This window comes from Streptomyces sp. HmicA12, assembly GCF_000373565.1.
In the GTDB taxonomy this organism is placed as follows: Bacteria; Actinomycetota; Actinomycetes; order Streptomycetales; family Streptomycetaceae; genus Streptomyces.
Window position 1 is genome coordinate 434,446 of sequence record NZ_KB891820.1, and the last position, 21,930, is coordinate 456,375.

Sequence of the window (21,930 nt, forward strand, 5' to 3'; positions counted from 1 at the left end):
GGTCCCGCACCCACCCCGACCGAACATTTCCCTCGCCTGGACAAAAAAAGTTTTCGGTGGGACGGTGGAGTCATGTTGGACGTCACCGTCATCGAGGATCCGGCCGCCGCCGCGGTCTCGCTCGACCCCATAAGGGCCAGGCTGCTGGCCGAGCTCGCCACGGGCCCGGCGTCCGCGGCGATGCTGGCGCCCAAGGTCGGCCTGCCGCGGCAGAAGGTGAACTATCACCTGAAGGCGCTGGAGAAGCACGGCCTGGTCGAGCTGGCCGGTGAAAGACGCAAGGGCAATGTCACCGAGCGCCTGATGCGGGCGAGCGCGGCCTCCTACGTGATCTCGCCCGGTGCGCTCGGCGCCGTGCAGCCCGACCCGGAGCGGGCCCGCGACCAGCTCTCCGCGCGCTGGCTCCTCGCGCTCGCCGCCCGGCTCGTACGGGACGTGGGCGCGCTGCTCACCGGCGCCGCGCGCGCCCGCAAGCGGCTCGCGACGTTCGCGCTCGACGGCGAGGTGCGGTTCGCCTCCGCCGCCGACCGGGCGGCGTTCGTGACGGAGCTGGCGCAGGGCGTCGACGCGCTGATCCGCAAGTACCACGCGGCCGACGCCGTGCAGGGGCGCGACCACCGCCTGGTGATCGCCCTGCACCCGACGGTCCGGCCCGAGGGGACCCCGTCCCTGCCCCAACCACCCACCGAAGAACACGAATTGGCGGAGCGAGAGACATGAGTGACGACACACGCGGCACAGGAGCCGGGAAAGAGTTCGAGATCCCCCGCGAGTTCGAGGTGGACGCCTCGCCCGAGCAGGTCTGGGACGCCGTCACCCGCCATTCCGGTGGCTGGCTGTGGCCCATGGAGTTCGAGCCCAAGCAGGGCGGAGCGGGCCCCTTCAACTCCGTACTGACCGTGTGGGAACCGCCCCACCGGCTGACCGTCCGCTCCGAGGACCCGGCTTCGCTGCCCCCGTTCCAGACCAGCAACCAGCTCGACTACACGGTCGAGGCCCGCGACGGCGGAGCCCGCTCCTGGGTCCGCTACGTCCACAGCGGCATCTTCGTCGACAACTGGGACGAGTACTACGACGGCGCCGACAAGCACACCGACTTCTACCTGCACACCCTGCGCCAGTACGTCACGTTCTTCCCCGGCCGCCCGGCCGCCTTCAGCACGCTGGACGGGCCGGACACCTCGGTCGGCAAGGACGCCCTCGCCGCCGTCGGCCGCGCGCTGAACCTGCCCGACGACGCGGCCGAGGGCGCGCGGGTCCGCGTCCAGGGCCCTTCCGGACACACGGTCCAGACCCTGGACACGGTCCTCGACTACCGCAACGACTGGTTCATCGGCCTGCGCACCGACACCGCGCTGTACCGGATCTTCGGCCGCGGCCGCTGGGGCGCCCCGGTCGGCGTCAGCGTCCACGACTTCGCGCCGGACGCCGACGCCGCGCAGAACGAGGCCGCCTGGCGGGACTGGCTCGCCTCGGTGTTCGCGTAGCGGCCGGCTCGGCGACTACGGACGCAGGCGCAGCACCTGCGGGTCGTGGTCGCTGATCTGGTCGTGGAACTCGCTGTTGATGTGCACGCTGTCGTACGTGAACGCGTCCTTCGCCTTGATCGACGGACTGATCAGGATCTGGTCGAGGACCTGGCTGTTGCCCTGGTAGTCGTACGTGTAACGCTCGTTCTTCGGCAGCGACTTGATGGCCGACCAGAGCGCGCCGCCGTCCTCCAGGCGCTCGGCCGTGCCCGAGAACTCGAAGTCGTTGATGTCGCCGAGCGCGATGACGTCCGCGTTCTTCTGGGCGGCGAGGATCTCCTTCACGAAGGAGTTCACGGACGTCGCCTGCGCGTGGCGCTGCGTCTCGGAGCTGCGCGCGGGCGGCTGGTACTGCGAGGTCAGGCCCTGGTCGCCGCCCTTCGAGGCGAAGTGGTTGGCGATGACGAAGACCGTCTTCCCGCGGAAGGTGAACTCGCCGGCCAGCGGCTTGCGGCTGTTCGTCCAGGCCGAGGAGGCCGGGTCGACGCGGCCCGGCGACGCGGTGAGCGCGGCGCTGCCGTCGGCGGTCCTCGTCACGCCGACCGCCGTCGTGGCGTCGCCGCCCGCGCGGTCGGTGAACGAGACCCGCCCGGGGTTGAACAGGAACACCTGGCGGATGTTACCGCCGGGCTCGCCGCCGTCCGCGTTGTTCACCGGGTCGATGGAGCGCCACTCGTACTTCGGGCCGCCCGCCGCGACGATCGCGTCGGTCAGCCTGCCCATCGTCTGGTCGGCGGCGACCGTGCCGTCGTTCTTCGCGCCGTTGTTGTCCTGGATCTCCTCCAGGGACACGATGTCGGGCGACTGCAGGTGGTGCACGATCGCGGCGGCGTGCTCCTCGAAGGTGGCGTCGGTCGGGTCGAGGTTCTCGACGTTGTACGTCGCCACGGCCAGCTCGCCCGGCTTCTGCGTCCGGGTCGTCTCGCGGCCCAGACCGGACGGGACGAGGGTGCCCAACTCCCGTGCCACGAGCGTGTATCCGCCGTACGCGTTGAAGTCGAGCGGCCCCTCCGTGGTACCGGCCAGGACATCGTTGACGTCGGCCACCGGGAAGTCGGCGGTCGTGCCGAGCGACTGGATCTGCAGACGCCCGGAGTTCTGCGAGGTGTACGAGCCGTAGCGGGTGCCGCCGCGCTTGGTCCGGTGCTCGTTCGGCTTGACCGTGACCCACAGCTCCGCGTACGCGTCGGACGCGGTCACGACCCGCGACGGGCCGATCCGTACGTTCTGGCCCTCCAGGGACTCGTAGTAGTCGAGGGCGTACTTCTTCGGGTTCAGGGTCAGGCCGTTGATCGAGCCGTTCGCCGCGCTGTCGCCGTCCGGCGTGTACGCGTTCGGGACCGACTTCGCGCTGATCGTCGTCACCGGGACCGGATTGCCGGACGACACGACGGTCACCGTCGGCCTGGTGATCTCGGTGAGCGACTGGTTGCCGGACGAGGCGCCGCCGGGCACGTACTCGGTGACCGTGCCGGACACGGTCACCGCGTCACCGGCCTTCACCGTCGGGGTGGAACTGGTGAAGACGAAGACGCCCTCACTGGTGGCGGGGTTCGCGTCCGGGGCCGTGTCCTGGAACCAGAAGCCCCGCGACGAGCCGTACGTTCTGACGCCGGTCACGACGCCCGAGACGTCCGTGACGGTCTGGCCGGCGAGCGGGGACGTCCGGGTGCTGCCCTGGATGTCGTGGATGGCGACCGTGGCCGCGTGGGCGGGGGCGGTGACGACGACCGCGTACGTGGCGCAGCTCGCGGTGGCGACGGCGAGCGCGGCGAGACGGGAGCGGGAAGGTACGTGCTTGCTCGACAAGGGATCCCTCCGGGGACGTGCGTGTGGCGAGCGCCGGGACGAGGGTGGAGCGAGGCGGTGCGGGCGGGCCTGGCGGCGGAGCGCCGCCCTTTCTGCATCTACGCGCGTCAATCTCTTTCCTGGGCAGGGGAGTTGTCAAGGTTTCGCGGATGTCTCCCGGGCGACCGAAACCTGACGGGTACATGAACTGGGCAGCAAAGGGTCAAATCCGTCTACGCTGAGCCGTCGCAACGTATGACTCTTGTACGGCCCCGAGGAGAACCAGCCGATGTCAGACAGCTCCCCCCTGCCGCCGGTGCGGCTGCCCGCCGAAGCGGAGCTGGCGCGGGACGCCCTTGCCACCCCCCTCCTGTCGCGCGCGGTGCGGCTCGCCCGCTGGGCCGGGCCCGGGACCCGGGTCGGCGCGGGCGGCGAACTCGTCGAAGAGCAGCTGCCCGCCGCCGCGGCCGAACTGGGACTCGCCGTCGACGGCGACGGTGACGACGGCGAGGGCATCGCGTTCGCGAGCGAGGCCTGGCAGATCGCGGTGGACACGGGACTCGTCGAGATCGTGGACGAGGAGGAGGGGACCGTGACCGCGGGCGAGGAGCTCGGCGTCATCGCCTCCGGCAGCCCGGCCGACATCCTCGGCCTGTGGCTCGGCGCCCTCGACGTGGTCCTCGCCGACGCGAGCGTGCCCGACCTCGACGACCTGGTCGGCGCCATGGACCTCGAGAACGGCTCCGGCGAGATCGACTTCTCCCAGCTCGAATGGGACCCCGAGGCGGAGGCCGAGTTCCTGGAGGGCGTGCTCGGCAATCTGTACCTGCTGACCGTGGCCGACGGCGGCGGCGCCGGTGACGCGCCCGTGCCGCTGCCCGCGCTCGCCGCGTCGATGATCGTCCCCGACGACATGGGCGAGCCCACCGACGACGTCCTGGAGCAGGTGTCGGACGCGATGATGCGGCTCGACGACCAGTTCCGGCTGCTCGACCCGGTGGGGCTCGTGGAGTTCCAGCCGGTCGACGAGGCGCTGATGGCGGACATCGACGACGCGGCCTCCGACGAGCCGGTCGACGAGTCCGACGTCTCCCGCTACGGCATGGTGCGGCTCACCCCGCTCGGCCTGTACGGGATCCGGGCGCGGATGCTGGAGGCGGGCGTGGACGCGCCGGCCGTCGGCGACCTCGCGGACAAGGGGGCCGACGTGCTCCTCGACAGCACGTCCGGGTTCCCGCAGGCGGCGGCCCAGGCCGAGATCGAGCAGTGGCTCGAACGGCGTGAACCGCTGGGCGCCGCACGGGAGTTGCTCGGTGCGGCGCGGGGCGCCGACGAGGGGGCGCCGCTGCGCCGGCTGCGCTGTCAGCAGGCCCTGTCACTGGTCGGCGGCGCGGCCGAGCCCGCGTTGCGCGAGGTCCTCGACGACCCGGAGCTCGGCGGCCTGGCCCGGGTCTGGCTCGCCGAGCACGGCTGCGCGGACATCCCCGCGCCCTCGGAGGACCTGGTCTTCTGGCTCACCGTCGACACGATCGCCGCGCAGCTCTCCCTGGAGGGCAACTCGGACGAGCTCCAGGCTCTGGTGGAGGGGCTCGCCGCGCAGCACAGCGGGTTCTTCGCCGCGGCGTGGCGCGTCGAGCACCCGGCCACGGCCGACGTCCTGGAGGCGATGGGCCGCCTCCACCCGGACAAGAAGGTCGCCAAGGAGGCCCGCAAGGCCGCCTTCAAGGCTCGGTCGGCGGCGCAATAGGTTCTGCCGGGTTTCTGTTTCGCGGGCGGCCTCGGGCGGGTGGGGCTTCTCGCGCAGTTCCCCGCGCCCCTGGAAGCGAGCTTCGCTCGCCCAGGGGAGGCTGCGCGCAGCGCATGCCTCAGGGGCGCGGGGAACTGCGCGACCGGCCACGACGAGAGCCGCGGCCGGGCAGGGCGTGTCGAACACGGCGGGCCGGTGACGGAAAGCACCGGCCCGCCGTGCCACCCGCTAGCAGAGATAGCGCGTCGTGTGCTTGAAGGACGACGTCGCCCCGTCGAAGCCGTACGTGCCCCGGTACGCCGGCGGGTTCTGGTACTCGCCGACGATCGTGATGGTGTTGGCGCAGGAGCCCTGCCCGGCGCGCTTGGCGTCGAGGCGGAACGTGTCGCCGATGAAGCCGCCCGTGATGTCCCACGGGGCGCCGCAGATGCCCGACGTGATCTGCCCGCCGGTCACCACGTAGGGGTGCGTGTTCGGGTTGATCTTCGCGGTGATGGCGAAGGTGATCTGGCCGTTGTTGAGCTCCAGCTTGCAGTCGACCGACACCGCTTCCGCGGACACGTCCTGCTGCGCGGCGAACGCCTCGTCGCGCGTCTTGACCTCCGCGCCCTGCGGGTTGTGGAACCGGTGCTCGGCGCGGGACTGGCCCTTCTGCTTGCGTGCCTGAGTGGTCATGACGTCACCTCCTATGCCAGCTGCTCGGCGATCTCGACGCGCAGCAGGGCGCGTACGTTCTCGATGTGGTTGGCGACCGTGACCTGCGAGGAACCGGCGAACAGCAGGCCCGTCGCCACGTTGTCGAGCGAGGTCACCAGGGACCCGGAGTCGCCGCCCGCGGACATGTTCGTGGTGAGGATCTGGTCCTTGAAGCGGGCCGTCCCCGCGGTGCCGTAGTTCACGTCGATCGTCGCGTCGACCGCGATGATCCGGCCGAAGGAGATGTTCGTCGTGCGGCCGGTCTTCTTCACCAGGTCGCCGACCGCGACGTTCGCCTTGCGCCGCCAGGCACGCGGCGCGCCGCTGAAGTACTGCTCGCGGGTGGCGTCCTGGAACTGGACCTCGCCGAGCGCCGCGTCGACCACGTTGTTGTGCTGGTCGAGCGGGGTCTGCGGGGCGAACTGGATGGTGATGAACCGGGACAGCGTGGCGATCCGGTCCGCGGGGCTGGTGCCGCCGTCGAACGTGCCGGGCTGCACGATGACGCTGCCGAGCTGGGCCCGGTTGGAGTCGGCGAGCACGTGGTTGTTGGACAGGACGTAGAACTTGGCCGGGGTGCCGAGACCGGGGCCCGGCGGGTCCACGGTGGCGCCCGGCAGGAAGTCGTAGACCACGCTGCCGAGCGTGCCGGCGGTGATGGCCACGTTGCCGATCGAGAAGCCGGAGGGCGCCGGGCGCATCCGGCGGACCAGTACCTGCGGCTCGAAGGTCTGCAGACCGCCGAGCTCCTCGAGCAGCGGCTGGCTCATCATGCCGCCGAGCTGCTGGGAGACGCCGCCGTCGGGCCCGTAGGTGATGCCCTCCTGCTGGTGTCCGCCGGCGGACGGCCGGCTCTGCCGCCGCTGGGCGGAGATCTGGCCTACGGCCACGATGTCGGTGGGGGTGCCGTCATCCATCTGACGGGGAATCACATCCCGCTCGGGCAGCATGGATTCGGAGAGCTTCTGGGTCACGAAGACCAGGACGGCCGGCTCGCCGGTGGGCTGTCCGTCGACCCATTTCACGCCGTGGCCGTAGCCGACCACGTTGGCCAGCGGCTGTTCGCGCCGCAGGAAGTCGCTCTGTGCCTGCTGGCGGGAGCTGTCGCTGAGCTGACCGCCGGCGGGTCCTCGCATCAATTCGGGCTGGCTCACGCCAGACCACCTCTTCCCCTGACGTTCACGTGTGTGCGGGGGTTCTCTCAGAGCCCGTCGGGCGTCTCGTCCTGGGCCCGGACGTCGCCGATCGCCAATACGCGCACCGGCACGCCCTCGAGCTGCTGTGGAACCACGTCGTCCGCGGGGAGCCGGTCGCGGGGCACTTTGCGGGTGACGAAGACGACGATGACGTCCGTCCCCGAGTGCTCGTCCCTCCCGATCCCGACTCCGGTGACATTGGCCAGCTTCATCAGCCGGCTCTCATGGAGGCCGCGTGCCTGACGTGCGTCCACTTCGGCTCGCCACCCCCCTCTGCGGGTGATGCAGGTAGGCCCTGTCTATTGCCGCCCGGCAGTGTGGTCAAGGCGTTCTGCGTGAAATCTTGGGTTTGGGTATGAGGTGTGCCTGTTGACCTTCTTTACGAAGATTCTTCCGACCTTTGTGGCAAGCGCTGTCATGTGCGCAGGTAGGAGGCACCGTTGAGGTCGAGGACGGTTCCCGAGGCCCACTGCGCCCCGGGAGACGCCAGCCACAGCACGGCCCCGGCGATCTCGTCCGCGGACGCGACCCGGCCGAAGGGACTCTGCGCCCGTACTTCGTCCGTCAACCGGTGCGCGACCCGCTCCGTCTCGATGAACCCGGGCGCCACCGACGCCACCCCGATCCCGTGCGGCGCGAGCGCGACCGCGAGGGACTGCCCGAGCGCGTGCACGGCGGCCTTCGTCGCCCCGTACGCGGGGTGGTCCGGCTCGCCCTTGAAGGCGCCGCGCGAGCCGACGTTCACGATCCGGCCACCCGCGCCCTGGTCGATCATGCGGTGTGCGGCCAGGTGACTCAGGTTCGAGGTACCGAGCAGGTTCACCGCCACATGCCGCTGCCAGAGCTCCGACCATTGTTCGTACGAGGTGGTGGCGGGCGGGTGCGGCAGGTTCACGGCCGCGTTGTTCACGAGGACGTCGATGCCGCCCAGGCCCTCGGCCGCGCGCCCGGCGATCGACGCCGCGCCCGCCGGGTCGGACACGTCGCCGCCGACGAGGACGTGCCCGTCGCCGTCGAGCGAGTCGAGCGTGGCCCGCGCCTCGGCCTCCCGGGACGCGTAGTGCACGGCGACCCGGTCGCCGTTCGCGGCGAACCGGCGGGCCAGTGCCCGTCCGAGACCGCGCGACGCGCCGCTCACGAGCACCCGGCGTCCGGATTCCGGCAGGTTCACTGAAGTCATGGAAGCAGGCCCCTCGACGTAGGACGGTGTTCAACCGCCGTTTATACGCGAGCGAGAACGTGTGGCCGAAAGAGGCCCGCCCCCCGCCCCACCCACTTCCAACGGGAGACAGCCACATGTCGCTCACTCGCAGGGACTTCGCCAGACGCTCCGCGGCCACCGGCGCGGGCGTGGCCCTGGCCGGGTCCGTCGGCGCCCTCGCCACCGCGCCGAACGCGCTCGCGGCCACGGACAACGGGCACGACCACGATCATGACCACGAGCACGGCGTCGGTTACGGCCCGCTGATCCCCGACCCCGACGGGCTCCTCGCCCTGCCCGCCCACTTCTCGTACGAGGTCATCACCTACAGCGGGAAGACCACACTGGAGTCCGGCGAGTTCACCCCGTCCAACCACGACGGCACCGCCACCTTCGAGGGCCCGCGCGGCACCACCCTCCTCGTCAACAACCACGAGCTGGCCGGCGCCCGCGCCGACTGGCCGCACCCGGTGCCGCTCACCGAGGGCCTCGTCTACGACACGGGCGCGGCCGGCGGCTGCACCGTCGTCGAGGTGCGACGCGGCGGCGCGGTCGCCGAATGGGTCGGCATCGCCGGCACCGCCACCAACTGCGCGGGCGGCTCCACCCCGTGGGGCACCTGGCTGACCTGCGAGGAGACCGAGGACAAGGCCGGGGCCAAGGGCTTCACCAAGGACCACGGCTACGTCTTCGAGGTCGACCCCTACGACCGCCGCGCCAACCGGGCGCCCAAGCCGGTCAAGGCGTTCGGCCGCTACGCCCACGAGGCCGTCGTCATCGACCCCAAGCGCGGCCACGCCTTCCTCACCGAGGACGCCGCGGGCCCCAACGGCCTGCTCTACCGCTGGACCCCGCCGGAGCACTTCCACCACGGCCGCGGCAAGCTGCGCACCCTCGCCGACGACGCGGGCGTGCTCCAGGCGTTCAAGTGCTTCGACTCGGGCGGCCGGTTCGTCGACGACCTCTCGCGCGCCACGAAGATCGGCACGACGTACGGCGTCGACTGGGTGGACGTCCCCGACCGCGACGCCAGGACCGTCTCCACGCGCAAGCAGTTCAAGGACGGCGAGATCACCCGCGCCCGCAAGCTGGAGGGCATGTGGTGGGGTGACGGCGGCACGTACATCGTCTCCTCGTTCGCCCGCGCGGAGAGCCCCGTCCAGCACGACGGCCAGGTCTGGTTCTACGACCCCAAGCGCCGCACCCTCACCCTGAAGGTGCTGCTCGGCGTGAACCCGGACCCGTCGAAGGACGGCGCCTTCGACGGCCCGGACAACATCACGGTCTCCCCGTACGGCGGCCTCGTCATCGCCGAGGACGGCGAGGGCGTGCAGCACCTGTTCGGCGCGACCGAGAAGGGCCGCACGTACCCGATCGCGCGCAACGAGCTCAACATCGGCTCCGCACAGGAGCCGGAGTACAGCGAGTTCACGGGCGTCACCTTCTCGCCCGACGGCCGCACCCTGTTCGCCAACATCCAGACGCCGGGCATCATGCTCGCCATCACCGGCCCCTGGAAGCGTCAGAAGTAGCACCTCACCCCAGCGGGTCCACCGGCGGCGCCTCGCTCTCCGAGGCGATGCGGTGGACCCGCCCGCGCACCGCGTACCAGCCGGCCGTCAGACACACCGCGATCGGGATGAGCATCAGGACGGTGTCCCGGCCCGCGCCGTCCTTGTCGAACCACATCATCACGATCACGCCGATCAGGAACGCGATCGTCACCAGCTCGATCCACGGCGACGCCCACAGCCGGAACGAGGGCCGCCGCACCAGCCCCTCCCTGGCCCGCCGCACGAACACCAGGTGACAGAGCATGATCATGCACCAGGTGGAGATGACGCCGAGCGAGGAGATGTTCGTGACGATCGCGAACGCGTCGTCGGGCAGCCACGCGTTCAGCGCGACACCGAACAGGGCCACCGTCGCCGTCAGCAGGATCCCGCCGTACGGGACGTGGCTGCGGCTCATCCGGGCCGTGAAGGAGGGCGCCGAGCCCGCCATCGACATCGAGCGCAGGATGCGGCCCGTCGTGTAGAGGCCGGAGTTCAGGGACGACATGGCGGCGGTCAGCACCACCAGGTTCATGATGCCGCCGGCCGACGGCACCCCGATCTTCGACAGGACCGTCACGAACGGGCTCTGGTCCGCGGAGTACGCCGTCCACGGCAGCAGCAGCGTCAGCAGCACCACGGAGCCGACGTAGAAGATGGCGACCCGCCACATGATCGAGTTCACGGCCCGCGGCACGACCTTCTCCGGCTCCTCGGTCTCGCCCGCCGTCACGCCGACCATCTCCACGGCCGCGTACGCGAAGACCACGGTCTGCGTGATGAGGATGACGGGCAGCACGCCCAGCGGGAAGAAGCCGCCGTTGTCGCTGATCAGGGTGAAGCCCGGCTCGTGCCCGTCGACCGGCTTCCCCGTGACGAGGAAGAAGATCCCGATCAGCAGGAACAGCACGAGCGCCGCGACCTTGACGATGGCGAACCAGAACTCCATCTCACCGAAGCTCTTCACGGAGATCAGGTTCACGGTGAGCACGATCGCCAGCGCGACGGCGGCGAGCGCCCACTGCGGGATCGACGTGAACATCGACCAGTAGTGCACGTACAGGGCGACCGCCGTGATGTCGGCCATGCCGGCGGTCGACCAGTTCAGGACGTACATCCAGCCCGCCACGTACGCGCCGCGCTCGCCCAGGAACTCCCGCGCGTAGCTCACGAACGAGCCCGACGAGGGGCGGTGCACCACCAGCTCTCCGAGGGCCCGCACGACGAAGAACGCGAAGACGCCGCAGATGGCGTAGGCGAAGGCGAGGGCGGGCCCTGCCTTGGCGAGGTTGCCGCCCGCGCCCAGGAAGAGCCCGGTGCCGATCGCGCCGCCGATCGCGATCATGCTGATGTGCCGAGATTTCAGGGCCTTGCTGTACCCGAGGTCACCGGCGTCGGTGACCCCTTCGGCGGTGATCGGATCGTCGACGTGAGAGTCGTGGGGACGCGAGCCGTGAGCGTGTGAGCCTTGGGGGTGTGAGTCTTTGTCCTGGTGCACGCCGGGAACTCTCGCAAATTAAATGCTTGGCGTGGCTGATGCGCGCCGTCCTAGAGTTTTTCTCGCAAAGACTGACGCACCTCCCGGTGCGAAGGCCGCGGCTACTTCTCTCGCAAAGAAATCACCGCCGCGGCCACCTTGAACTCGGGAGGCGCGGCAGATGGTGGGTGCCCGGTGCGCAGGCGACGGATACTTCTGGATCTGGCGGTTGCGGGGTTCGAGTCCTCGTCGGCGACTTCGGGTCGTCGTAGCTCAAGGGGAAGAGCACCAGGCTGTTTTCCGTCGCCGACTCTATCCTCGGGCACCCTCCATTCGCCGTGCCTCCCTCCGAGTGACCACGCATGAATTCGGGGGAATTCTCATGGCGCGTTTCAACCGCAAGACAGCCAAGGCCGCCGTCCTTTCCGCCGTACGGACCACCGGCCGCACCACGCGCACGCACGAGGGCGGCCGCGGATTCGAGCGGGACCAGCGGTCCGAGCTTTTCCTGCTCGCGGTCGCCAACTTCGTTTCCCAGCAGACCTTCTACGAGTCCGGCGCGGACCGCGACGACCGGTTCGCCGCGCTCGTGCGCCAGCTCGCCGTGACCGACCCGGAGTGGACCGCGGGTCTGCTCGGCTGGCTGCGCGGCGAGGGCAACCTGCGGACGGCGTCGCTGGTGGGCGCCGCGGAGTACGTGAAGGCGCGCCTCGACGCGGGCGTCACGGACGGCCCGTCGAACCGGCAGGTCGTCGCCTCCGTGCTGCGCCGGCCCGACGAGCCCGGCGAGCTGCTCGGGTACTGGACGCAGACGTACGGGCGCGCCCTTCCGAAGCCCGTCAAGCGCGGCGTCGGCGACGCGGTGCGCCGCCTGTACCACGGCAAGGCGCTCCTGAAGTACGACACCGCGTCCAAGGGCTACCGCTTCGGCGACGTCCTCAACCTGGTGCACGCGGCGCCCGACCCGGACAAGGCGTGGCAGGGCGAGCTGTTCGCGTACGCGCTCGACCGGCGGCACCACCCGGACACGGCCGTGGCCCCGGCGTCGAGTGAAGTGCTCGTGGCGCACCGGGAGTTGATGGCGGTGCCCGTCGCCGAGCGGCGGGCCGTGCTGCTCGCTCCCGACGGCGCCGAGCGGCTCGCCGCCGCCGGGATGACGTGGGAGGCGCTGGCCGGCTGGCTGCGGGGTCCGATGGACCGGGCGGCCTGGGAGGCAGTGATTCCGTCGATGGGCGCGATGGCGCTGGTGAGGAATCTGCGGAACTTCGACGAGGCGGGGGTCGGCGACGAGGTCGCGGCGCGCGTCGCCGCGAGGATCTCCGACCCGGCCGAGGTCGCGCGGTCGCGGCAGTTCCCCTTCCGCTACCTCGCCGCGTACCGGCACGCCCCGTCGCTGCGCTGGGCGTACCCGCTGGAGCGGGCGCTCGGCCACTCGCTGGCCAACGTGCCCGCCCTGGAAGGCCGTTCACTGATCCTCGTGGACCGTTCCGGCTCCATGTGGAGTCCGCTGTCCGCACGGTCGCGGCTCAACCGGGCGGACGCGGCCGCCGTGTTCGGGGCGGCGCTCGCGCTGCGGGCCGCCGACGCGGACCTGGTGCAGTTCGGTACGGACAGCGCGCCCGTGGAGTTCCGGCGGGGCGAGTCCGCACTGAAGGTGCTCGACCGGTTCGGGAACCTGGGCGGGACGAACACGACCGAGGCCGTGCGGCGGCACTACCGGGGGCACGACCGGGTGCTGATCGTCACCGACGAGCAGGCACACCACAGTTGGCACGGCGACCCGACCGAGCAGGTGCCGGACCGGGTGCCGGTGTACACGTGGAACCTGGCCGGGTACCGGGCCGGGCACGCGCCGTCCGGCGCGGGGAACCGGCACGTGTTCGGCGGGCTGTCCGACGCGGCGTTCCGGATGGTGTCGTTGATCGAGGCGGGGCGGGGTGCCGACTGGCCTTGGGCGTAGCCGGGGTTGAGCGGCTCGGGCCGCTCAACCCCGGTTCTTCATCTGCCTGGTCAGGTTCGTTGCCGGGTGCGGGTGGTCTGTGGTTGCTCGCGCCCCGCGGCGGAGCCGCTGTCGGACACGGCCCCGCGCCCCTTGCGGGGCTTGAGGGCCACCATGATGGTCAGCAGAGCCGCCGTCGCGATCAGTGCGCCCATCTCGAACGCCCTGGTCGCGCCGTGGACCAGGATCGTGTCCGGGGAGCCGTGGGCGCCGCGTGTCGCCGTGCCGTAGACCGTGACCAGTGCCGCCAGGCCCAGCGTGCCGCCCAGCCACTGGAAGGTCTGGAGCAGGCCCGAGGCCGCGCCCGCCTCGGCCGGGGTGACGCCCGCCAGGATCGTCGCGTTCAGCGGCATGAAGCTCAGGCCGACGCCCGTGCCGAGCAGCAGCATCGGGCCGAGCAGGCCGGCCGCGTAGCCGTCGCCGACGTCCAGGCGGCTGAGCCAGACACCCGTCGCGATCATGAGCAGGGAGCCGGTGATCAGGAGCGGCTTGGTGCCGAAGCGGGCGAGCAGGCGCGGTACGCGCCGCACCGTCACGAACACCGCGGCCGTCAGCGGGAGGAACGCGAAGCCCGCCTTCAACGGGCTGTAGTCCAGGACCTGTTGGATGTGGAGCGTCAGGAAGTAGAAGGCGCCGAAGTTGCCCGCGGGCAGCAGGAAGATGGTCGCGTAGGCGGCCGCCCGGTTCCGGTCCTTGAAGAGGGTGAGCGGGGCGATGGGCTGCCGGGCGCGCGCCTCCACGCAGAGGAATCCGGCGAGGAGCGCCGCCGCGCAGAAGAAGCAGGTCAGGGCGCGGGGGTCGGTCCAGGAGCGGTCCGAGACGCGGATGAAGGCGTAGACGAGGAAGAACATGCCGGCCGTGCCGGTGACCGCCCCGGACACGTCGAACCTTCCCCGGCCGCGCGGGGTTTCGCGGACCGTGCGGGGCAGGGCGAGAGCGAGGGCGACGCCGATCGGTACGTTGATCAGGAGCGACCAGCGCCAGGACGCGAGGTCCGTGAGGGCGCCGCCGAGCACCAGACCGATGGACGCCCCGATTCCGGCCATCGAGGAGTAGACGGCGAGCGCCCGGTGGCGGGCCTGCCCGTCGGGGAAGTGGGTGGTGATGAGCGCGAGGGTGCTGGGGGCGATCAGCGCGGCGCCGACGCCCTGGGCCGCGCGCGCCGCCAGCAGTAACGCGCCGTCCGTGGCGAGCCCGCCGGCCAGTGAAGCGGCGGCGAAGAGCAGGACTCCGCAGGTCAGCGTCGCGCGGCGGCCGAGGAGGTCGCCCGCGCGTCCGGCCAGGAGGAGCAGGCCGCCGAAGGCGAGGGTGTAGGCGTTGAGCACCCAGGACAGGCCGGTGGGGCTGAAGTGGAGGGTGCGCTGGATGTCGGGGAGCGCCACGTTCACGACGGTGGAGTCGAGGCCCACCATCAGGTAGGCGGTGACGATGAGGGTGAGGACCGCGCCGGAGCGCGTTACGGTGCGCTCTGCGGGGGCTGTGGATCCGGTTGCGGGCGGTGCGGAGGACATGCTCGACTCCCGTACAGGGACGGTGGGTTGAGTGGGTGCGCGGGCAGCCCGGACTGCCCGCGAGATGAAGCGGGGACTGTCTCCGTTTAGCTCCGGCTAAGATACGGAGACCGCCCCCGGTTGTGCAAGGGGTTCCGAAGGCGCCCCCGGAGGAGGCATCGATGGCCCAGGTGGAAGCGGCCGGCCGACCGGTCAGGCCGAAGCGTGCCGACGCGCGCCGCAACTACGAACGGCTCCTGCGGGAGGCCGGGGCGGCGTTCGCCGAGAAGGGGGCCCAGGCCTCCCTCGACGAGATCGCCAAGCGGGCCGGTGTCGGCTCGGGCACGCTCTACCGGCACTTCCCGACGCGCGAGGCCCTCATGGAGGCCGTGTACGTCGACCTCTTCGAGGAACTGGCCGAGCGGGCGCGGAAGCTGCGCGCGGAACTGCCGGCCGGCGAGGCGCTGTTCGCCTGGCTCGCGGAGCTCGGTGAGCAGATCGTGCGGGCGCGCGCCATCAAACCGCTGCTCGGCGCCGCCGTCTCCGAGGGCCCGGCGCCCGTCGTCACCCGGTGCGGCGACTGCCTCAAGACGGCGGCCGCCGACCTGCTCGCCGCGGCGCAGGAGGCGGGCGCGGTGCGGGCCGACCTGACCCACCTGGAGCTGCTGCGGCTGAACCACGCCGTGGTCGAGGCGGCCGAGATGGGCGGCGGTGACGCCCGGGACATGGCCCGCTACCGGCGGCTGATGCTGGAGGGGCTGCGGCCGCCCGCGTAGCCCGGGGCGCTCTCGGGGCTCGCGGGGTGCGCGGGGTGCGCGGGGTGCGCAAGAAAAGTCTTCGGTAAGGGAACGGTAAAGCGGATCTGCTCGTTACCCCTGGCATGACCGCTATGACCCCCGGCTCGAACATCCCGCTCACGGCGCAGCGCGTGGCGGTGGACGTCACGGCCCCCGTGCGGCTCGACGTATCGGGCCTGCTGCTCACCGCCGACGGCAAGGTGCGCTCCGACGACGACTTCATCTTCTACAACCAGCCCTCGGGGCCGGGTGTCACCTACACGTCGGGCGGGGGCACGTCCCCGGACTCGATCACCGTGGACACCGCCGCCGTCCCGCCGGGCATCGAGAAGATCGTCGTCACCGCGAGCCCGGACGCCGAGGGCCAGACGTTCCAGGGCATCGAGCCCACGGCCACGATCCGCGGCGCGGACGACGGCTCGGTCCTCGCCACGTTCACCCCGCCGCAGCTCGGCGCGGAGACGGCGCTGGTGATCATCGAGGTGTACCTGCGCAACGGGGCGTGGAAGGCCCGCGCGGTCGGCCAGGGGTATGCGAACGGTCTGGCGGGCATCGCCACCGACTTCGGCGTCTCGGTCGAGGAGCCCGCGGCCCCGGCCGCCCCGGCGCCCGCCTCCACCGTGGCCGCACCGGCCGCCCCCGCCCCGGTGGCCACGCCGCCCGCGCCGACGACTCCTCCGGTCGACCCGCGCCTCGCGCCGCCCCCGCCGCAGGCCGCGGCCCCGGCCCCGGCCGCCGCCCCCGCGCAGGGCGGCGGCAAGATCAACCTGGACAAGGGCCGCGTCTCCCTCCAGAAGAACCAGACGGTGTCCCTGGTCAAGGGGGGCCAGCCGCTGCTGAGCCAGGTCAAGATGGGTCTCGGCTGGGAGCCCGCGTTCCGCGGCAAGGACATCGACCTGGACGCCTCGGTCATCGCCTACGGCCCGCAGCGCAACCACATCGACAGCTGCTACTTCGGCAAGCTGTCGATCGTGAACGGCGCGATCAAGCACTCGGGTGACAACCTCACGGGCGAGGGCGGCGGTGACGACGAGGTGATCGTCGTCGACCTGGGCCGGCTCCCGCAGGAGGTCACGGGCCTGGTCTTCACGGTGAACTCGTTCTCGGGCCAGAAGTTCACCGAGGTCGCCAAGGCGTACTGCCGGCTGCTCGACGCCGCGACGGGCGAGGAACTGGTCCGCTTCGACCTCACGAACGCCGAGGCGCAGACCGGCGTGATGATGGCCAAGCTGATCAAGCAGTTCAGCGGTGAGTGGGAGATGACGGCGATGGGCGACTTCGTGAAGTCGCGGACCGTGCGCGGGATGGTGAAGCCCGCGGCTTCGTCGCTCTAGCGTTTCGGAGTTCCGAGGTTCGGCCCTCCGGTGTTGAGGTCGCGGGGCTCCGCCCCGGGCCCCGCTCCTCAGCCGCCGGAGGGGCTTGAACGGGCGTGGTGGTGCTACGGCACCACCACGATCTTCCGGCCCACCCCCGACGCGAACTGGTCGAGGGCCTGCGGGTACGCGTCCAGGGGGAGGCGGTCGCTGATGAAGATCCCGGGGTCGAGGACGCCGCCCGCGAAGAGTTCCGCCGCTCGTTCGTAGCTGTGCAGGACCGCCATCGACCCGGTGATGGTGATCTCCTGGTTGTAGATGCGGTACGGGTCGATCGTGACGCGGGTTGCGTAGTCCGCCACGCCGAACTGCAGGAAGGTGCCGGCCTTCGCGACCCGGCCGAGGCCGTCCTGGATCGCCGCCGCGTTGCCGGTCGCGTCGATCACGACGTCCCAGCCGGCGGGGCGGTCCAGCTCGTCGGGCCCGGCGGCGGACGCCGAGACACCCAGGCGCCGGGCCGTCGCCAGGCGGTCCGGGTTCAGGTCCACCACGTCGACGCTCGCCGCGCCCGTCCGCTTGGCCAGTTCCAGCATCATCAGGCCCATCGTGCCCGAGCCGTAGATCAGGACGTGCGCGCCGAGGCGGGCGTTGAGCACGTCGTAGCCGCGGACCGCGCAGGACAGTGGCTCGATGAGCGCCGCGTCCTGGGTGCGGACGTGCTCCGGCAGCCGGACGCAGTTGGCGGCGGGGGCGAGCGCGTACTGGGCGGCGCCGCCGGACGTCGTCACGCCGATCGCGGCCCAGCGCTCGCACAGGTTGCCGCGTCCTGCCCGGCAGTAGTGGCACTCGTGGCAGTGCAGCGACGGATCCACCGCGACCCGGTCACCGATCGCCAACTCCGTGACGTCGCCGCCGAGTTCGACGATCGTGCCTGCGAACTCGTGGCCGGGCACGACCGGCAGGGTCGGCGCGAACTCGCCCTGGAGGATGTGCAGATCGGTGCCGCACAGGCCGCACGCCGCGACCTCCACGACCACGTCCCGGGGCCCCGGTGTCGGGTCGGGCACCTCGCCGACGACGACCTTGCCGACGGACTCGACGATCGCGGCCTTCATTTCACAGCTCCCAACGACAGGCCCTGGACCAGCTTGTCCTGGGCGGCGAACCCCGCGGCGAGCACCGGCAGGGAGATCACGAGCGACGCGGCGCACACCTTCGCCAGGAACAGGCCCTGGCTGGTGATGAAGCCGGTCAGGAAGACGGGTGCGGTCTGGGCGACGACGCCGGTCAGCACCCGGGCGAAGAGAAGTTCGTTCCAGGAGAAGATGAAGCAGATCAGGGCCGTCGCCGCGATGCCGGGCAGGGCGATGGGCGCGACCACCCGGGTGAGGACGGTCGGCAGTCGGGCGCCGTCGATCTGGGCCGCCTCGATCACCGCGACCGGGACCTCCGCGAGGAACGACTGCATCATCCACACCGCGATCGGCAGGTTCATCGACGTGTAGAGGATGACCAGCAGCCAGATGTTGTCGAGGAAGTCCGTGTTCTTCGCGAAGAGGTAGATCGGCAGCAGGCCCGCCACCACCGGCAGCATCTTCGTCGACAGGAAGAAGAACAGGACGTCCGTCCACTTCTTCACCGGGCGGATCGACAGCGCGTACGCGGCCGGCAGGGCCAGGATCAGGACGCACAGCGTCGAGGCCAGCGACGCCACCGTCGAGTTGATGAGAGCGGGCCACGGGCTCGCGCCGCCGCCGGCGCCGAAGAAGTCGCGGTAGCCGTCGAGGGTGAGGGAGGCGGCGAAGGACGGCGGATTGGTCGCCGCGTCCTCCTCCGAGTGGAAGGAGGTCAGCGCCATCCAGGCGATCGGCAGGAAGAAGACGATGCCGAGCAGCCAGGCGGCGAGCCCGAGTCCCTTGCCCTTCAAGGCGGTTGGGAGCTTCATCCGCGTGACACCTCCTCGCGGAACAGCGACGACACGACGCGCAGCGCGAACGTCGCGATGATGATCGAACCGATGACGACGAGCACTCCGGCCGCCGAGGCGATGCCGTTCTCGTGGGCCTGGTAGAAGGTCTGGTAGACGGTGTAGGGCAGGTTCGCCGTGCCCAGACCGCCGGAGGTCAGGGTGAACACCGCGTCGAAGTTCTGCACGATGTAGATCGAGCCGAGCAGCGCCCCGAGTTCGAGGTAGCGGCGCAGGTGCGGCAGGGTCAGATGGCGGAAGACCTGCCAGGGCCCGGCGCCGTCCATCCGCGCGGCCTCGATGAGTTCGGGGGAGCGCGACTGCAGCCCGGCGAGCAGGATCAGCATCATGAACGGCGTCCACTGCCAGATCAGGGAGATCTCCACCGCGAGCAGCGGGGTGTTCGAGATCCAGTCGGGCTGTGGGCCGCCGACATAGTGCAACAGGCCGTTGAGCAGGCCGTATTCGGGGTTGTACAGCACGTGCTTCCACAGCAGTGCCGCCGCCACCGGCACCACGAGGAACGGCGCGATCAGCAGCGTACGGACGATGCCGCGGCCCCGGAACCGACGGTCCAGGAGCAGCGCGAGCCCGAGTCCGACGACCAGGCTCACCACGACCACGGTCACCGTCAGCACGATCGTGGTCAGCACCGACTTGCGCAGATCGGGGTCGGTGAGGACCTCCGAGTAGTTGCCGAAGCCGGTGAAGTGGCGGGCGTCCGGGTAGAGGGCGTTCCAGTCGAAGAACGAGATCACCAGCGTGGCCACGAAGGGGAGTTGGGTGACCACGATCATGAAGACGAGGGCGGGCAGCAGGGGTGCGCGGGTGGCCCAGGCGCGCAGCCGGCGCGGCGGGGTGCGGCGGCTGGTCTCCGGCTGAGTGGTGGCCGCGGGGGCCGAGGTCATGGTCGTCATCGGCCCTCGTACTCCTTCGCGATCTCGGAGGCGAGTTTCTGGGACTTCCGCAGGGCCGAGTCGACGGACTGGCGCCCGGCGATCGCCGCGCTGATCTCCTGCGAGACCTTGGTGCCGAGATCGGTGAACTCGGGGATGCCGACGAACTGGATGCCGGGCGCGGGCCGCGGCTGCACGCCCGGATCGCGCGGTTTGGCGCCCTCGATGGCGGCGCGGGTCTGGTCCTGGAAGGCGTCCGCCTCGGCGCGGTACTGGGGGATGTCGTACGTCGAACTGCGCTTGCCCGCGGGGACGTTGGCCCAGCCGAACTGCTTTCCGACGAGCTTCTCGTACTCCTTGCCGGACGCCCACGAGATGAACTTCCACGCCTTGTCCGGGTTGTGAGACGCCTTCTGCAGCCCCCACGCCCAGGTGTACAGCCAGCCACTGGACCTCGTCTTCTCGGTCGGCGCGGCGACGTAGCCGATCTTGCCCTTGACCGGGGACTTGGCGGACTCGAGGGAGCCGGCGGCGGACGTGGCGTCGTACCACATCGCGGTCTTGCCCTGGGTGAGGTTGTTGAGGCACTCGGCGAAGCCGGACTGGGCGGCGCCCGCCTCGCCGTGCTCGCGCACGAGGTTCACGTAGAAGCGCGTCGCGTTCTTGAAGCCGGGGTCCGTCAGGCGTGCCTTCCAGTCCTTGTCGAACCAGGTGCCGCCGTAGGTGTTCACGACCGTCGTCAGCGGCGCCATCAGCTCGCCCCAGCCGGGCAGCCCGCGCAGGCAGATGCCCTTCATGCCGGACTCGGCGCCGTCGGCCTTCGCCGCGAGGTCCGCGACCTGCTGCCAGGTCGGGTGCGCGGGCATCTTCAGGCCCTTCTTCGCGAAGACGTCCTTGCGGTACATCAGGAAGGACGACTCGCCGTAGAAGGGCTCGCCGTACAGCTTGCCGTCGTCGCCGGTGAGGGACTCCCGCATCGGTTCGAGGATGTCCCGCTGGTCGAAGCCGGGGTCCTTCCTCACGTACGGGCCCAGCTCGTGCAGCCAGCCGTTGCGGGCGTAGATCGGGATCTCGTAGTTGGAGAGCGTCGCGACGTCGTACTGGCCGGCCTGGTTGGCGAAGTCCTGGCTGATCTTGTCGCGGACGTCGTTCTCGGGCAGGACCGTGAAGTTCACCTTGATGCCGGTCTCGCGGGTGAAGTGGCGGGCGGTGAGCTTCTGCAACTCGGTCATCTGCGGGTTGTTCACCATCAGGACGTTGATGGAGTCGCCGCCCCCGAGTCCGCCCGCGCCGGCCCAGCAGCCGGACAGGAGAGGGGTGAGCAGCGTCCCTGCGGCGGCCGTCGCGAGCAGGGCGCCCGGCGGCCTCCGTCGGCTCTGGGTTCGCATGGATGCTCCTGGACTTCCGTGGCGTATATGGATGAAATCGTGCGAAGTGGTACGTAGGAGGGTGTGCGAGGTCGACTCCCTTGCGGGACAAGGGAGTTGGCGGGGTGTTGCCGCGTCAGGCGCGGATGACCTGCGGTCCCATCAGCGAATAGCGGTGTGCTTCGGGGGCGGGCAGCTGGGTGCTCGTGACGATCGTCTCCAGGGCGCCCACGGGCGCGAAGCGGCAGAAGCTGACCGCCCCGAACTTGGTGTGCACGCCCGCGAAGACCGTGCGCCGCGACGCCCGGATCGCCTGCGCCTTGACCTCGCTGACCGCCGGATCGGGGGTGGTCAGGCCGTGGTCGCGGCTGATGCCGTTGGCGCCGACGTAGGCGAGGTCGATGACGAAGCCGGCGAGCATCTTCGTCGTCCAGTGGTCCACGGTGGCGAGCGTGCCCGCGCGCACCCGGCCGCCGAGCAGCAGCACCGAGGTGTTCTCCGCCTCGGCGAGGGCGCCCGCCGTGGCGAGCGACGCCGTGACGATGGTCAGCGGCCGGTCGCGCGGCAGCGCCTCCGCGATCAGCTGCGGGGTGAACCCCTCGTCGACGAAGACCGTCTCCGCGTCACCGAGCAGTTCGGCCGCGGCCGACGCGATCCGCCGCTTCTCGGGTACGTGCATGGTCGTGCGGAACGCGAGCGTCGTCTCGAACCCGGCGCTCTCCACCGGATACGCCCCGCCGTGCGTGCGCCGGACCAGACCGTGGTCCTCCAGGGCGCGCAGATCGCGGCGGACCGTCTCCTTGGCGACGCCCAGCTCGACCGCGAGCTCGGCGACGTCGACGGAGCCGGTGCGGCGTGCCGCGCGCACGATCTCGCGCTGCCGTTCCTCGGCGCTCATTGCGGTCCCGCCTCCCT

The 21,930-nt window shown here is 70.9% G+C and carries 19 protein-coding genes; 7 read left to right on the plus strand and 12 right to left on the minus strand.

The window, feature by feature from the left end:
- The first annotated feature begins 72 nt into the window (after positions 1-72).
- Both B072_RS0128290 and B072_RS0128295 read left to right on the plus strand, forming a co-directional pair.
- Complete coding sequence (locus tag B072_RS0128290) at positions 73-720, plus strand: ArsR/SmtB family transcription factor (protein ID WP_018533328.1); 648 nt, start codon at positions 73-75, stop codon at positions 718-720.
- Positions 717-1,487 (plus strand): SRPBCC family protein, encoded by a 771-nt coding sequence (locus B072_RS0128295; protein ID WP_018533329.1) that lies wholly within the window; start codon positions 717-719, stop codon positions 1,485-1,487. The genes B072_RS0128290 and B072_RS0128295 overlap by 4 nt, the downstream gene beginning before the upstream one ends.
- Positions 1,488-1,502: 15 nt before the next feature.
- On the opposite strand, the gene B072_RS0128300 is transcribed toward B072_RS0128295, so the two are convergent.
- On the minus strand, positions 1,503-3,338 hold the full coding sequence (locus B072_RS0128300) for an endonuclease/exonuclease/phosphatase family protein (protein ID WP_018533330.1): 1,836 nt from the start codon (positions 3,336-3,338) through the stop codon (positions 1,503-1,505).
- 268 nt (positions 3,339-3,606) lie between these two features.
- Between B072_RS0128300 and B072_RS0128305 the strand changes: the two genes are divergently transcribed.
- The gene (locus B072_RS0128305; RefSeq protein WP_018533331.1) at positions 3,607-5,064 is read left to right on the plus strand and encodes a hypothetical protein; all 1,458 of its coding nucleotides are present in this window, start codon (positions 3,607-3,609) and stop codon (positions 5,062-5,064) included.
- A gap of 228 nt (positions 5,065-5,292) precedes the next feature.
- Here the strand turns inward: B072_RS0128305 and B072_RS0128310 are convergent, their stop codons facing one another.
- The 4 genes from B072_RS0128310 to B072_RS0128325 form a co-directional block, all read right to left on the minus strand.
- A complete protein-coding gene (locus tag B072_RS0128310) occupies positions 5,293-5,739 on the minus strand; it encodes a hypothetical protein (protein WP_018533332.1) in 447 nt (148 codons plus the stop codon).
- An 11-nt stretch (positions 5,740-5,750) separates the two neighbouring features.
- Positions 5,751-6,914 carry a hypothetical protein gene (locus B072_RS0128315; RefSeq protein WP_026246386.1) on the minus strand — a complete coding sequence of 388 codons (1,164 nt, stop codon included), beginning with the start codon at positions 6,912-6,914 and terminating at the stop codon, positions 5,751-5,753.
- A gap of 47 nt (positions 6,915-6,961) precedes the next feature.
- Positions 6,962-7,210 carry a hypothetical protein gene (locus B072_RS0128320; RefSeq protein WP_043244812.1) on the minus strand — a complete coding sequence of 83 codons (249 nt, stop codon included), beginning with the start codon at positions 7,208-7,210 and terminating at the stop codon, positions 6,962-6,964.
- Between the two features lie 161 nt (positions 7,211-7,371).
- Positions 7,372-8,136 carry an SDR family NAD(P)-dependent oxidoreductase gene (locus tag B072_RS0128325; protein ID WP_043244813.1) on the minus strand — a complete coding sequence of 255 codons (765 nt, stop codon included), beginning with the start codon at positions 8,134-8,136 and terminating at the stop codon, positions 7,372-7,374.
- Positions 8,137-8,252: 116 nt separating this feature from the next.
- On the opposite strand from B072_RS0128325, the gene B072_RS0128330 reads away from it, so the two are divergent.
- Positions 8,253-9,689 (plus strand): alkaline phosphatase PhoX, encoded by a 1,437-nt coding sequence (locus tag B072_RS0128330; protein ID WP_018533336.1) that lies wholly within the window; start codon positions 8,253-8,255, stop codon positions 9,687-9,689.
- Positions 9,690-9,693: 4 nt separating this feature from the next.
- On the opposite strand, the gene B072_RS0128335 is transcribed toward B072_RS0128330, so the two are convergent.
- Positions 9,694-11,127, minus strand: a complete 1,434-nt coding sequence (locus B072_RS0128335) for an amino acid permease (protein ID WP_043244891.1) — start codon at positions 11,125-11,127, stop codon at positions 9,694-9,696.
- A gap of 442 nt (positions 11,128-11,569) precedes the next feature.
- Here B072_RS0128335 and B072_RS0128340 point away from each other — a divergent pair, with 442 nt between their 5' ends.
- A complete protein-coding gene (locus B072_RS0128340; RefSeq protein ID WP_018533338.1) occupies positions 11,570-13,147 on the plus strand; it encodes a TROVE domain-containing protein in 1,578 nt (525 codons plus the stop codon).
- A gap of 50 nt (positions 13,148-13,197) precedes the next feature.
- Here B072_RS0128340 and B072_RS0128345 read toward each other — a convergent pair whose 3' ends face one another.
- On the minus strand, positions 13,198-14,697 hold the full coding sequence (locus tag B072_RS0128345) for an MFS transporter (protein ID WP_018533339.1): 1,500 nt from the start codon (positions 14,695-14,697) through the stop codon (positions 13,198-13,200).
- Positions 14,698-14,858: 161 nt separating this feature from the next.
- Between B072_RS0128345 and B072_RS0128350 the strand changes: the two genes are divergently transcribed.
- The gene (locus B072_RS0128350; protein ID WP_018533340.1) at positions 14,859-15,452 is read left to right on the plus strand and encodes a TetR/AcrR family transcriptional regulator; all 594 of its coding nucleotides are present in this window, start codon (positions 14,859-14,861) and stop codon (positions 15,450-15,452) included.
- A 113-nt stretch (positions 15,453-15,565) separates the two neighbouring features.
- Entirely contained in the window at positions 15,566-16,807 is a 1,242-nt protein-coding gene (locus B072_RS0128355; protein ID WP_018533341.1) for a TerD family protein, read from the plus strand.
- A gap of 104 nt (positions 16,808-16,911) precedes the next feature.
- On the opposite strand, the gene B072_RS0128360 is transcribed toward B072_RS0128355, so the two are convergent.
- From B072_RS0128360 to B072_RS0128380, 5 genes are all read right to left on the minus strand, one after another.
- Positions 16,912-17,901: a zinc-dependent alcohol dehydrogenase family protein gene (locus tag B072_RS0128360; RefSeq protein ID WP_018533342.1), complete on the minus strand. Its 990-nt coding sequence runs from the start codon at positions 17,899-17,901 to the stop codon at positions 16,912-16,914.
- On the minus strand, positions 17,898-18,731 hold the full coding sequence (locus B072_RS0128365) for a carbohydrate ABC transporter permease (protein ID WP_018533343.1): 834 nt from the start codon (positions 18,729-18,731) through the stop codon (positions 17,898-17,900). The genes B072_RS0128360 and B072_RS0128365 overlap by 4 nt, the downstream gene beginning before the upstream one ends.
- Complete coding sequence (locus B072_RS0128370) at positions 18,728-19,669, minus strand: carbohydrate ABC transporter permease (protein ID WP_018533344.1); 942 nt, start codon at positions 19,667-19,669, stop codon at positions 18,728-18,730. The genes B072_RS0128365 and B072_RS0128370 overlap by 4 nt, the downstream gene beginning before the upstream one ends.
- Complete coding sequence (locus tag B072_RS0128375) at positions 19,666-21,036, minus strand: ABC transporter substrate-binding protein (RefSeq protein ID WP_018533345.1); 1,371 nt, start codon at positions 21,034-21,036, stop codon at positions 19,666-19,668. Before B072_RS0128375 ends, B072_RS0128370 begins: the two co-directional genes overlap by 4 nt.
- 115 nt (positions 21,037-21,151) lie before the next feature.
- The gene (locus B072_RS0128380; protein WP_018533346.1) at positions 21,152-21,913 is read right to left on the minus strand and encodes a DeoR/GlpR family DNA-binding transcription regulator; all 762 of its coding nucleotides are present in this window, start codon (positions 21,911-21,913) and stop codon (positions 21,152-21,154) included.
- Positions 21,914-21,930 lie beyond the last annotated feature (17 nt).

What these genes read in the sequence shown, in the direction of transcription:
- B072_RS0128355 (WP_018533341.1), top strand. Translation starts at nt 15,566, where the DNA reads ATGACCCCCGGCTCGAACATCCCGCTCACGGCGCAGCGCGTGGCGGTG.
- B072_RS0128310 (WP_018533332.1), bottom strand. Translation starts at nt 5,739, where the DNA reads ATGACCACTCAGGCACGCAAGCAGAAGGGCCAGTCCCGCGCCGAGCAC.
- B072_RS0128380 (WP_018533346.1), bottom strand. Translation starts at nt 21,913, where the DNA reads ATGAGCGCCGAGGAACGGCAGCGCGAGATCGTGCGCGCGGCACGCCGC.
- B072_RS0128370 (WP_018533344.1), bottom strand. Translation starts at nt 19,669, where the DNA reads ATGACGACCATGACCTCGGCCCCCGCGGCCACCACTCAGCCGGAGACC.
- B072_RS0128375 (WP_018533345.1), bottom strand. Translation starts at nt 21,036, where the DNA reads ATGCGAACCCAGAGCCGACGGAGGCCGCCGGGCGCCCTGCTCGCGACG.
- B072_RS0128345 (WP_018533339.1), bottom strand. Translation starts at nt 14,697, where the DNA reads ATGTCCTCCGCACCGCCCGCAACCGGATCCACAGCCCCCGCAGAGCGC.
- B072_RS0128290 (WP_018533328.1), top strand. Translation starts at nt 73, where the DNA reads ATGTTGGACGTCACCGTCATCGAGGATCCGGCCGCCGCCGCGGTCTCG.
- B072_RS0128340 (WP_018533338.1), top strand. Translation starts at nt 11,570, where the DNA reads ATGGCGCGTTTCAACCGCAAGACAGCCAAGGCCGCCGTCCTTTCCGCC.
- B072_RS0128325 (WP_043244813.1), bottom strand. Translation starts at nt 8,136, where the DNA reads ATGACTTCAGTGAACCTGCCGGAATCCGGACGCCGGGTGCTCGTGAGC.
- B072_RS0128365 (WP_018533343.1), bottom strand. Translation starts at nt 18,731, where the DNA reads ATGAAGCTCCCAACCGCCTTGAAGGGCAAGGGACTCGGGCTCGCCGCC.
- B072_RS0128330 (WP_018533336.1), top strand. Translation starts at nt 8,253, where the DNA reads ATGTCGCTCACTCGCAGGGACTTCGCCAGACGCTCCGCGGCCACCGGC.
- B072_RS0128350 (WP_018533340.1), top strand. Translation starts at nt 14,859, where the DNA reads ATGGCCCAGGTGGAAGCGGCCGGCCGACCGGTCAGGCCGAAGCGTGCC.
- B072_RS0128295 (WP_018533329.1), top strand. Translation starts at nt 717, where the DNA reads ATGAGTGACGACACACGCGGCACAGGAGCCGGGAAAGAGTTCGAGATC.
- B072_RS0128360 (WP_018533342.1), bottom strand. Translation starts at nt 17,901, where the DNA reads ATGAAGGCCGCGATCGTCGAGTCCGTCGGCAAGGTCGTCGTCGGCGAG.
- B072_RS0128305 (WP_018533331.1), top strand. Translation starts at nt 3,607, where the DNA reads ATGTCAGACAGCTCCCCCCTGCCGCCGGTGCGGCTGCCCGCCGAAGCG.